The sequence below is a fragment of the Streptomyces sp. NPDC004542 genome, from assembly GCF_040610035.1.
Taxonomy (GTDB): domain Bacteria; phylum Actinomycetota; class Actinomycetes; order Streptomycetales; family Streptomycetaceae; genus Streptomyces.
Genome location: NZ_JBEXLP010000145.1, coordinates 1 through 11204 on the forward strand (window position 1 = coordinate 1; position 11204 = coordinate 11204).

The 11204-nt window shown below is 69.6% G+C and carries 8 protein-coding genes and 1 pseudogene; 6 read left to right on the top strand and 3 right to left on the bottom strand.

The genetic code is table 11. The annotated features are described in order from the left end of the window. Positions 1–104 precede the first annotated feature (104 nt). On the bottom strand, positions 105–1142 hold the full coding sequence (locus tag ABZX30_RS36675) for a helix-turn-helix transcriptional regulator (protein WP_355942363.1): 1038 nt from the start codon (positions 1140–1142) through the stop codon (positions 105–107). A gap of 270 nt (positions 1143–1412) precedes the next feature. On the opposite strand from ABZX30_RS36675, the gene ABZX30_RS36680 reads away from it, so the two are divergent. After that, on the top strand, positions 1413–1748 hold the full coding sequence (locus ABZX30_RS36680; protein ID WP_355942365.1) for a hypothetical protein: 336 nt from the start codon (positions 1413–1415) through the stop codon (positions 1746–1748). 149 nt (positions 1749–1897) lie between these two features. Here the strand turns inward: ABZX30_RS36680 and ABZX30_RS36685 are convergent, their stop codons facing one another. Further along, positions 1898–2311, bottom strand: coding sequence for a TIGR03618 family F420-dependent PPOX class oxidoreductase (locus ABZX30_RS36685; protein ID WP_355942368.1), 414 nt, complete (start codon positions 2309–2311; stop codon positions 1898–1900). A gap of 171 nt (positions 2312–2482) precedes the next feature. On the opposite strand from ABZX30_RS36685, the gene clpB reads away from it, so the two are divergent. Continuing rightward, on the top strand, positions 2483–5080 hold the full coding sequence (clpB, locus tag ABZX30_RS36690) for an ATP-dependent chaperone ClpB (RefSeq protein ID WP_355942371.1): 2598 nt from the start codon (positions 2483–2485) through the stop codon (positions 5078–5080). 340 nt (positions 5081–5420) lie between these two features. Further along, positions 5421–5963, top strand: a complete 543-nt coding sequence (locus ABZX30_RS36695; protein WP_355942374.1) for a YbjN domain-containing protein — start codon at positions 5421–5423, stop codon at positions 5961–5963. 248 nt (positions 5964–6211) lie between these two features. Here ABZX30_RS36695 and ABZX30_RS36700 read toward each other — a convergent pair whose 3' ends face one another. Further along, positions 6212–8194, bottom strand: a complete 1983-nt coding sequence (locus tag ABZX30_RS36700) for an AMP-binding protein (protein ID WP_355942377.1) — start codon at positions 8192–8194, stop codon at positions 6212–6214. Between the two features lie 150 nt (positions 8195–8344). Between ABZX30_RS36700 and ABZX30_RS36705 the strand changes: the two genes are divergently transcribed. The 3 genes and pseudogenes from ABZX30_RS36705 (at position 8345) to haaN (ending at position 10331) form a co-directional block, all read left to right on the top strand. Then, positions 8345–8758 (top strand): prevent-host-death family protein, encoded by a 414-nt coding sequence (locus tag ABZX30_RS36705; RefSeq protein ID WP_355942380.1) that lies wholly within the window; start codon positions 8345–8347, stop codon positions 8756–8758. Positions 8759–9062: 304 nt separating this feature from the next. Next, positions 9063–9599, top strand: a pseudogene (locus ABZX30_RS36710) (tetratricopeptide repeat protein); the annotation flags it as partial. A 252-nt stretch (positions 9600–9851) separates the two neighbouring features. Next, the gene (gene haaN, locus ABZX30_RS36715) at positions 9852–10331 is read left to right on the top strand and encodes a cyclophane-containing RiPP N-acetyltransferase HaaN (RefSeq protein ID WP_355942383.1); all 480 of its coding nucleotides are present in this window, start codon (positions 9852–9854) and stop codon (positions 10329–10331) included. Positions 10332–11204 lie beyond the last annotated feature (873 nt).

Below are 11204 nucleotides of genomic sequence, written 5' to 3' on the forward strand. Positions count from 1 at the left end.
GTGGCGCCCGCCCCGCCGGTGACCGAGAAGCCCGATGTCGCCGCCGCCGTCGACGAGGCCGCCGGAGGCGCTCCGTGGGGTCGGCTCCGCCGCCCCGTACCGGCTCAGCGGCCGCCCGCCGGCCCCGGCAGGGCGCCGTCCTTGTTCAGGATGCCCGAGTGGGCGATGAGGTAGCCGAGTTGGGCGCGGCTGCCGCTGCCCAGGACCTGGGCCAGCTTGGCGATGTGGGCGCGGCAGGTCCGTACGTTCATGCCCAGGCGGCGCGCGATGGCCTCGTCGACGTGGCCCTCCACCAGGAGCTTGGCGATGGAGTGCTGGATCTCGGTGATGCCGTCGGAGTCGGTCGCGTACGGGCCGCCCGCGCTCATCGGGACGGCCCGGTCCCACAGGTACTCGAAGACCTTCATGAGGTAGCGGACCAGCCCGGGGTGGCGCAGCTCGAGCGCGATCTTCTGGTCGTCGCGGGCCGGGATGAAGGCGATGCTCTCGTCGACGATGATCAGGCGCTCGACCAGTTCGTCGATGGTGCGGTACTCGAACTTGCCGTCCGAGAGCTGGGCCGCGTAGGCGAGCTTCTCCGGGTTGTAGCGCGCGGTGTGCTGATACAGGCTGCGGACTTTGACGCCACGTTCGATCAGCTGCCGGTCCCGCTCCAGCCCGCGCAGCAGACTGTGCTCGGAGATTCGGTCCGAGGGCTGTACGGTGAGGATCTCGGACTGGGACTGGGCCGTGGCGAGGTTGAGCGCCGCGTTGATCCGCTCACCGCCCTCCAGGACCGTGATGGAGTCGCCGGCCGTGCTCACCTCGGTGCCGATCGCCATGAACGGCTCGAAGACCTGGGCGAGTTCGACCGACAGCCGCCTGCGTTCGGTGATCTCCCGTTCCAGCGGGTTGAGCCGCCGGGCCAGGGCGACGGCCGGCGGGACCGGGCGGAACCAGGAGGGGTCGTCGGGATCCGGGTGGAGAAGGGAGAACTCCATCAGGCAGGGAGCGTTCTCCGCGTCCGCGCGGGCGACGCGCCCCGAGCGCAGGGCGGTGGCGTAAAGGCGGTTGCCTTCCTCACACAGTTCGGTCACCGCATGAGGATGTGTCCCTTTCACCTGATTTGTTGTCAAATCTCCACCCCCCAGGGTCCTGAACATGCAGGAACATGATGCACCGATTGTGTGGCCACCACGTGCCCGAATGAGCCATCGTCGTACCTGACGGGGGAAAAGGGGACCTTCAAGTGAGGATGAAGCCGACTATGCGTAACAGACTGCTTCGCTCGGCGGTCGCCGCCGCGTTCGCAGCCCTCGTTGCCTTGGGGGTGGTGAGCGGAGTCTCCGGCGCGAAGGGTGACAACGTGGCGGTCACCGAGTGGCCTTCGGTAGCCGTCAACACCGGGGCGGCAGGCGGAGCCGGGAGCTGACGTGACCACTCCGCCCGACGACCGTTCCTTCCGCCGCGAGATGGCCACGGCCTATCGCTCCGGCTGGCACTTCATCGACCTGGTCACCGCCATCCCCCACAGCGGTGACTCGCTGATGGTGACCGTCTTCGGAGAGCCGGTCGTCGTCACGCGGGACGAGGACGAGGACGTACGGGCGTACCGGTGCCTGCGGAAGCCCCGTGGGGCGCCACAGCCCGTGCGGTGTGCCATCCGGTACGGAATGATCTTTGTGAACCTTGACCAACGAGACCACCGGCTGGCAGACCCGGAAGTCTCGGACGTGAGGACCATCTCGGCCACCCCCCGCAGTGCCTGACGCGATTCCCCCGTCGTAAAAGATCGCTCAGGTACTTCCCCCCGCAGCGGCGTCACCGTGACCTGAACACGGTGACGCCGCTGTCGTTTGCGGGGACATTTCTGCGTATCAGCGGATTCGGCCGTCGCGTGAGGGTGGCCGAAACACGCTCACCCCCGGCCGAGCGCCCGTTCCACCTTGATCTCGATCACTACGCGTGACGGGTTGGGGGACGGGGTCCGCTCGTAGCGTTCGGCGTAGCGCCGTTCCGCCTCCGCGACCCGGTCCGGCTCGGCGTGGACGTGCGCGCGTCCCTCCAGCGTCGCCCACCGGCGCCCGGCCACCTGGCACACCGCGACCCGGGCCCCTTCCGGCCCGGCGGCCAGGACGTGGGCCGCCTTCGCGCTCGCCCCGTTCGTGATCACCCGAGCCAGCCGCGCCTGAGGGTCGTATGTCACTCCGACGGGAACCACGTGCGGGCTGCCGTCCGGGCGCAGGGTGGTCAGCGTGCACAGGTGCCGCTCGCGCCAGAAGCGGAGATACGGCTCGTCGGGGGCACCCGGATCCACGGAGTACGTGCTCATGGACGGAAACTAGCCCGAACCGGCCTCGCGGCTCCACCTTGAGCGAAACGTTGAGTGGAATAGACTCAACTTTGTGTACGTTGGTTAAGTCAGCAGTGGGAGACGCAGCAACACGACGCAGGCAGCGCACGACACGGCCGACGAGCCGACGCCGAGGAGGAGAACGAGAACGTGGACGCCGAGCTGACCAACAGGAGCCGGGAAGCGATCAACGCGGCCGGCAACCGAGCCGTGACCGAGGGGCATCCGGACCTCACCCCCGCCCATCTGCTGCTGGCTCTGCTCCAGGGGCAGGAGAACGAGAACATCACCGACCTGCTCGCCGCCGTCGACGCCGACCAGGCGGCCGTACGGTCCGGAACCGAGCGCGTCCTCGCCGGGCTGCCCAGCGTGACCGGGTCCACCGTCGCGCCGCCGCAGCCCAACCGCGAGCTGCTCGCGGTCATCGCGGACGCGAGCGAGCGCGCCAGGGAACTCGGCGACGAGTACCTCTCCACCGAGCACCTGCTCATCGGCATCGCCGCGAAGGGCGGCGCGGCCGGCGAGGTGCTGGCACAGCAGGGCGCGACCGCGAAGAAGCTTCAGGAAGCCTTCCAGAAGGCGAGGGGAGGGCGCCGCGTGACCACCGCGGACCCGGAGGGCCAGTACAAGGCCCTGGAGAAGTTCGGCACCGATTTCACCGCCGCCGCGCGCGACGGCAAGCTCGACCCGGTCATCGGCCGGGACCAGGAGATCCGCCGGGTCGTGCAGGTGCTGTCCCGCCGGACCAAGAACAACCCGGTGCTCATCGGCGAGCCCGGCGTCGGCAAGACCGCCGTCGTCGAGGGCCTCGCCCAGCGGATCGTGAAGGGGGACGTGCCCGAGTCCCTCAAGGACAAGCGGCTGGTCGCGCTCGACCTCGGCGCGATGGTGGCGGGCGCCAAGTACCGGGGCGAGTTCGAGGAGCGGCTGAAGACCGTCCTGGCCGAGATCAAGGACTCCGACGGGCAGATCATCACCTTCATCGACGAGCTGCACACCGTCGTGGGCGCGGGCGCCGGCGGCGACTCCGCCATGGACGCCGGCAACATGCTCAAGCCGATGCTCGCCCGCGGTGAGCTGCGTATGGTCGGCGCGACCACCCTGGACGAGTACCGGGAGCGGATCGAGAAGGACCCGGCGCTGGAGCGGCGCTTCCAGCAGGTGCTGGTCGCCGAGCCGAGCGTCGAGGACACCATCGCGATCCTGCGCGGGCTCAAGGGCCGGTACGAGGCCCACCACAAGGTGCAGATCGCGGACAGCGCGCTGGTCGCCGCGGCCACCCTGTCCGACCGGTACATCACCTCCCGCTTCCTGCCCGACAAGGCCATCGACCTCGTCGACGAGGCCGCCTCGCGGCTGCGTATGGAGATCGACTCCTCGCCGGTCGAGATCGACGAACTCCAGCGCGCCGTCGACCGGCTCCGGATGGAGGAGCTGGCCCTCGACAAGGAGACCGACCCCGCCTCCCGCGAACGCCTGGAGAAGCTGCGCCGCGACCTCGCCGACAAGGAGGAGGAGCTGCGCGGCCTCACCGCCCGCTGGGAGAAGGAGAAGCAGTCCCTGAACCGGGTCGGTGAGCTGAAGGAACGCCTCGACGACCTGCGCGGGCAGGCCGAACGCGCCCAGCGCGACGGCGACTTCGACAGCGCCTCCAAGCTGCTGTACGGGGAGATCCCGGGCCTGGAGAAGGAGCTGGAGGCCGCCTCCGAGGCCGAGGAGGAGGCCGCCAGGGACACGATGGTCAAGGACGAGGTCGGCTCCGACGACATCGCCGACGTCGTGGCCTCCTGGACCGGCATCCCGGCCGGCCGGCTGCTGGAGGGCGAGACGCAGAAGCTGCTGCGCATGGAGGACGAGCTCGGCAAGCGGCTCATCGGCCAGACGGAGGCCGTGCGGGCCGTGTCCGACGCCGTGCGCCGCAGCCGCGCCGGGATCGCCGACCCCGACCGGCCCACCGGATCGTTCCTCTTCCTCGGCCCGACCGGCGTCGGCAAGACCGAACTGGCCAAGGCGCTCGCCGAGTTCCTCTTCGACGACGAGCGGGCCATGGTCCGCATCGACATGTCGGAGTACAGCGAGAAGCACAGCGTGGCCCGGCTGGTCGGCGCGCCTCCCGGCTACGTCGGCTACGAGGAGGGCGGCCAGCTGACGGAGGCGGTGCGCCGCCGCCCGTACAGCGTGATCCTGCTCGACGAGGTGGAGAAGGCCCACCCCGAGGTCTTCGACATCCTCCTCCAGGTGCTGGACGACGGCCGTCTGACGGACGGCCAGGGCCGCACGGTCGACTTCCGCAACACCATCCTGGTCCTCACCTCCAACCTGGGCAGCCAGTACCTGGTCGACCCGGTGCTCAGCGAGGCGGAGAAGAAGGAGCAGGTGCTGGAGACGGTACGGACCTCTTTCAAGCCGGAGTTCCTCAACCGGCTGGACGACCTGGTGGTCTTCTCCGCGCTCAGCAAGGACGAGCTGGCCCGCATCGCGCGGCTCCAGATCGACCGGCTGGCCAAGCGCCTGGCCGAGCGGCGGCTCGCCCTCGAGATCACCGACGAGGCCCTGGCCTGGCTCGCCGACGAGGGCAACGACCCGGCGTACGGAGCCCGTCCGCTGCGCCGCCTCGTCCAGACCGCCATCGGCGACCGCCTCGCCAAGGAGATCCTGTCCGGCGAGATCAAGGACGGCGACACGGTCCGCGTGGACGCCTTCGGCGACGGACTGATCGTGGGCCCGGCGACCGGCAAGACGCTGTAACCGGCACCGGCCGGCAACCGCCCGGCACCTGACCCGGCCGCCGTCCCGCGGCGGCCGGGTCAGGTGTCAGTGGTGTAGAGGATGTACAGCTCCACGAAGAACCAGACCACGAATCCCAGGCAGCCCCACCACAGGGCCCACAGCACCCACCGGACCTCTCTCCGCATGCGCATGACCGGAGTATCACCCATACGCCACAAGCCGTTTCCCTTTCCGCGTACGGGTTACTTGGGAACCGGCCGGATCATGTCAGCCGACGGCTGACAGGCCCCGTCGGGGCTTGCCACCCCCCTCCCCGGATGAGGGAGGATGGCGGGATCCGTACGAAGGGAAAATCACGGTGACCATCGACCCGTCCTCGATTCCGAATTTCGGGGGCCAGCCCGACCCGCAGCCCCAAGGACCGGCGGGCCCCGTCGTCCCGGATCAGGATCTCGTGAAGCAGCTCCTCGACCAGATGGAGCTCAAGTACGTCGTCGACGACGAGGGTGACCTCGCGGCGCCGTGGGAGCAGTTCCGTACGTACTTCATGTTCCGCGGAGAGGCCGAGCAGGCCGTCTTCTCGGTGCGGACCTTCTACGACCGCCCCCACAAGATCGACGAGAAGCCGCAGCTGCTGGAGTCCATCGACGACTGGAACCGGCGCACCCTGTGGCCCAAGGTGTACAGCCACACCCACGACGACGGCACCGTGCGCCTCATCGGTGAGGCGCAGATGCTGATCGGCACCGGCGTCGACCTCAACCACTTCGTCTCCTCCACGGTCAGCTGGGTGCGGGCCGCGATCGAGTTCGACAAGTGGCTGGTCGAGCAGCTCGGCCTCGAGCAGGAGGTCAACGAGGCGGACGCGTCCGAGGACGACTCCGAGGGCGACGAGGAGTAGTCCTCCCGCCCCCCCCGCGTGACAGAGCCCGGCCAGGGCACCGGCCACCACCACGGCCGCGTGTCCACGGCCGGGCTCACGTCGTACCACGGGTCGGGGGGACGGTTGGGAAACGGGTCGTGCGGGGGAAGAGGGGAAAGAGGTGGGGCCGGTCGGCGCCGTTGCCCACGGCCGGCCGATGGTTGATCACGTGTCCGCGGTCAGGCGCCCGCGGTCAGGCGTCGGCGATCAGGCCTCCGCGTCGGCGATCAGGCCTCCGCGTCGGCGAACAGGCCGGCGTAGCGCTCGCGCAGTTCGGCCTTCTGCACCTTTCCCATGACGTTGCGGGGCAGGGCGTCGAGGACGCGTACCGCGCGCGGGTGCTTGAAGCGGGCGAGGTCCTTGGCGACGAAGTCCTGCAGTTCGCTCTCCCGGGGCTGCCGGCCCGGGGCCGGTACGACGACGGCGACCACTGTCTCGCCGAAGTCCGGGTGGGGGACGCCGATCACGGCGGACTCCAGCACCGTGGGGTGGGCGTCGAGCAGTTCCTCGATCTCCTTGGGGTAGATGTTGTAACCCCCGGAGATCACCAGATCCTTGCCCCGGCCGACGATGCACAGGTAGCCGTCCTCGTCGATGCGGCCCAGGTCGCCGGTGATGAAGAAGCCGTCCTGGCGGAACTCCGCGGCGGTCTTCTCGGGCAGCCGCCAGTAGCCGGTGAAGACGTTCGGGCCGCGGACCTCGATGCTGCCGGTCTCGCCGTCGGGCAGGGGCCGGCCGGTCTCGGCGTCGACCACCCGGATCTCGGTGCCGGGGAGCGGCATGCCGACGGTGCCGGGCTTGCGCGGTTTGCCGCTGTAGGGGTTGGTGGTGTTCATGCCGGTCTCGGTCATCCCGTAGCGCTCCAGGATGGCGTGGCCGGTGCGTGCTGCGAATGCCTGGTGGTCGCTTGCGAGCAGCGGAGCCGAGCCGGAGACGAACAGCCGCATGGAGGCGCAGGTCTCGGGGGTGAGCCGGTGGTTCTTGAGCAGCCGGGTGTAGAAGGTGGGCACGCCCATGAGCACCGTGGCCCGGGGCAGCAGGTCGACGATCGTCTCGGCGTCGAACTTCGGCAGGTAGTACATGGAGGCGCCCGCCGTGAGGGTCATGTTCACGGCGACGAAGAGCCCGTGGATGTGGAAGACGGGCAGGGCGTGGATCAGCCGGTCCTCGGCGGTGTACTGCCAGGCGTCCAGCAGGGCACGGCAGTTGGAGGCGAGGTTGCCGTGGGAGAGCACCGCGCCCTTGGAGCGGCCGGTGGTGCCGGAGGTGTAGAGGATCGCCGCCGGGTCGTCGGCCGATGCGTCGAAGACCTCCTCGTGCCGTCCGTGGCCGTCCAGGAGGGTGCCGTCACCGGCGGTGCCGAGGGTCTCGACGGCGAGCCCCTGCTCCGCGCGGTGCGCGTGCTCGGCCAGGCGGTCCGGGGAGCAGACCAGCACGCGCGGCTCGGCGTCCCTGAGGAAGTACTCCGTCTCCGCACCGGTGTAGGCGGTGTTGAGGGGCAGGAAGACACCGCCGATCTGCAGGGTCGCCAGGTACAGTGCGACGGCCTCGGGGGATTTCTCCACCTGCATGGCGACCCGGTCACCGGGGGTGACGCCGTCGGCGACGAGACGGGCGGCGATCCGCCGCACGGTCTCCGCCGTCTCCCGGTAGGAGATCTTCCGCCCGTCGGGCAGTTCGAAGAGCGTCTTGTCCGGCCGTCGTTCCGCCTGCTCGACGAATGACCGGTGGACGGTCGGTGTGTTGGGCGCCATCAGGGGTGTTCCTCTCTCGTCGTCCGAGGCGGCGGACGTGCCGTGGGTGTGGGTCGCCGTCGAGGTGTCCGGCAGGACGTCGCGCAGCGGCCCGCCGACGGCCACGGTGCGGTGGCGGACGAAGTCCTCGTGCCGGCGCTCCAGCTGCTCCGGCTCGTAGCGGTAGTTGATCATCGCGCCGTAGGACTGCCGCCAGGCCTCCGGCGCGTTGTTCGCCGGCCAGTTCAGCCGCCAGACGGCGGCCCCGTTGCCCAGGTGGAAGCGGGCGACCGGGTCGAGGGGACGCCCGTCGTCGCGCCGTTCGAGCGCGATGTACCGGGCCAGGACGGGAAGGAGCCGGGGACGGATCCGCTCGACGTCCTGCGCGCTGAGGTCCGCGGGCACCTCCACGGCGTCCAGCTGCCGAAGGACGTCCCATCCCGCTCCTGTCCCGCGCCTCTGGTTGGGCTGCTTCATATACATGAAGGGGTCCGACGGCGGAAGGGGCGGCGGTAACCGGTTCCCCGGCTCCGGTAACCCAGCCCACTCCGTGTTCACGCACCCATTTTTTCCTGGCTGGCTGGTCTCGCGATAGAAATCAGAGCGTAATCAGAGTACGGTCTGAGTATGAGCATCGTGTACCCGGCAGTAGAATCGGAATCCGTATCGTTCACCGATCTGTCCCGGAGCCCGAAGGCGGTCGCCGCCAGGGCCGCCGCCCTGGGGTGCCTGCGTGTCACACACCGAGACGCGCCCGACATGGTGTTGACCACGGCCATACACGCGGAACGCACCGAGGAGAGTCTGACCACCGCATCCCGGCTGTTCCTCGCTCTGATGAAGCAGGACGGTGGGGCCAGGGCGCTTCTGCTCGCGCTGCCCGAGGTGTTCCCGTGGGTGCGTCACCTGGACGACGAAGAAGTCCGGGAATTCACCGTCGAGCTCCTGGACGCGCTGTCCGACGCAGCTGAGCTGGGCGCCAGGGAGGCCGTGCACCGCGCGATCGTCTCGTGGCGGGCGACCGCCCGCATCAACGCGTGAAGCCCGCCTGCTCCAGGCCGCCCGCCAGCAGTTTGCTGAATCGCTCACGCACATGCGGTGCAAGTCGATCTGTACGAACGAGCCAACCGAGTCGCCGCGGCACCTCGGCAGCGGCTTTTCATGGTGCACGTCGTGGCTCAGACGCGCCCTTGACCAAGGTCTACGAGGACTGTTCCGTTAGGGAAGCTGGGGCGTTCTACTGGGGGGTTGCCTTCGTGACCAGGTCGGTTGGCAGTGCGTGGTGTCTCGTCAGCGGCACCAGGGTGAAATCGGCCGCTCCCCTGGCTGCTGCTGGGGTCTCCCTATGAGACTCCGGCGCGGGATCGCGATCACCGTCGTCGCCGGAGGCGGCGCTGTGACCACCATGCTGGTCGGGCTCGTCACGAACGCCGTGTCCGATGAGTCGCGGTGGCCCGGCTGGCTGGGGTGGTTACAGGAGCACGCCTGGTTCTCGTTCGTCGTGTTGGGCGTGGCGATGGCGGGGCTGACGGCCCTGCTCGCAGGGCTCTCCGAGACGAGGCCTCCCACCCCTCCGGGCCGACCGGAGGACGGAGCAGGGCCAGGGGCCGCCCAGGTGCTGCGGTCGTTGCCGCGCGACACCGCTGCGTTTACCGACCGTGCCGCAGAGCTGGAGCGGCTGGTGGGCTCGGTGCGGGCCTTGCAGCAGAGTGGCGAGGGGCTGCCCGTTCACGTGATCGACGGCATGCCAGGCGTCGGGAAGACCGCCTTCGCCGTGCACGCCGGCCACCTGCTCTCCGAGCGGTTCCCCGACGGACAGCTCTTCGTGAATCTCAACGGGCACACGCCGGGGCGTACTCCGGTACAGGCCGGCGAGGCGCTCGCCGGGTGGTGGCTACCTCCCACACCGCTTCAGCGAAGCCCAGGGCTACCGGAACCCGTCTGTCTACTGCGCGGACCTGGAGTACCTCATCCGGCACGTCCAGGGCTCCCTGCGGCAGCACGGCTGGGACCCGTATCCGCAGGCCGCCTCGCCGCCGTAGACGCGTGTGCCGTACCGCCAGGAGGGGATCACGCGTTGGAACGAACGAGTGCAGCAGCGACCGAAGCAATCGAGGAAGGACAGGAGGCGCCGATGACCGTGACGATCCGTCCCGCGGAGAAGCGGGACGTCCCGGCCGTGGCCGAGCTGATCGAGGAGATCGAGCGGTTCTACGGGGCGACCGACACCGGTATCCAGCCGCTGGAGGAACGCCGCACCCAGGTCGAGGAGGCGCTGTTCGGCTCGCCGCCGCTGGCCTCCGCGCTGCTCGTCGAGGATGAGACCGGGGACATCATCGGACTCGCCGCCTACTCGTTCCTCTGGCCGGCCGCCGGCTCCTCGCACTCCCTGTTCCTCAAGGAGCTGTACGTTCGTGGCACGCTCCGACGGCAGGGCATTGGTGCCCGCCTCATGGACGAACTCCGTGCCATCGCCGCAGCGCGCCCCGGGTGCAGCCGCGTGGAATGGATGACCGACAGTGACAACCCGGGGGCACGGGCCTTCTACAAGTCACTCGGTTTCGCCGAGTTCGACGGGAAGATCGTCTACCGGGTCGACTCCGGCACGTTGTGAGGGCGGTACGCGGCCAGTGGAAATAGAGCGCTGCGACGAGTGCGGCGGCAAGATCGTCATCGGGCTCGGATGTGAGTGTCCGCCGGGCTCGTCTGCGTCGGCGCCTCCGCGTTCGGTGAGTGCGTTGAGGACGGAGTGGCGTACTCATCCGGAGGAGACGATCCTGATCTCCCCGAAGCAGGTCGCGCACAGGCCCGGATGGTGCGACCACATGACCGAGGACGACGTACAGCCGCCGCGCTGGGGGTGGATCCCGAATCCTCCTCCCGGCCTCTGGGAGCGGTTGAGCAGTGCTTCTCCCGCGACCGCCACCGCGGGCAACCCGAGGCGACGGGCCGTGCGGCGGTGCACCGACTGTGAGGCGAACCTCGCGCAAGGCTGACCCCTGTGTTCCAACGCCGCCCTGTTCTCGCTTCGGCGGGCACGGCCGCACCTGCCAACGGCCACGCCCACCGGCGTCAGGATCAGTAGGCGATGACGAGCCGCACGGAGGGCCGGTCGATCACGGCTCCGTCGGCGAGGTCGCTGTCCGGTGTGTCCGCGGGGTAGGCCGTGACGACGGGTTCGGCGGTCCGGGCCGGGCTCCAGGCGCGGATCTGCGCGCAGATCCGCTCGGCGAGATCGGCGCCGGCCGGGCCATAGCCGACGGCTCCCAGCCGGAACCGGGGTTCTGTTTCGGGGTCTTCGGCGGTCCGCTCCAGAGTGAGGTACGCGATGGAGTCCCCTCGACGAGGGCGGGGCTCAGGGCGGGTGAGGCGGGGCGGGGGGGGGGGGGGGCCCCCCCGCCGGGGGTGGGGCTGGATAGGCGGGGGGCGGCCGCGGGGGCGGGGCGCCCCCCCCCCAAGACCACGAAAAAAAAGAAAGGGCCCCAAA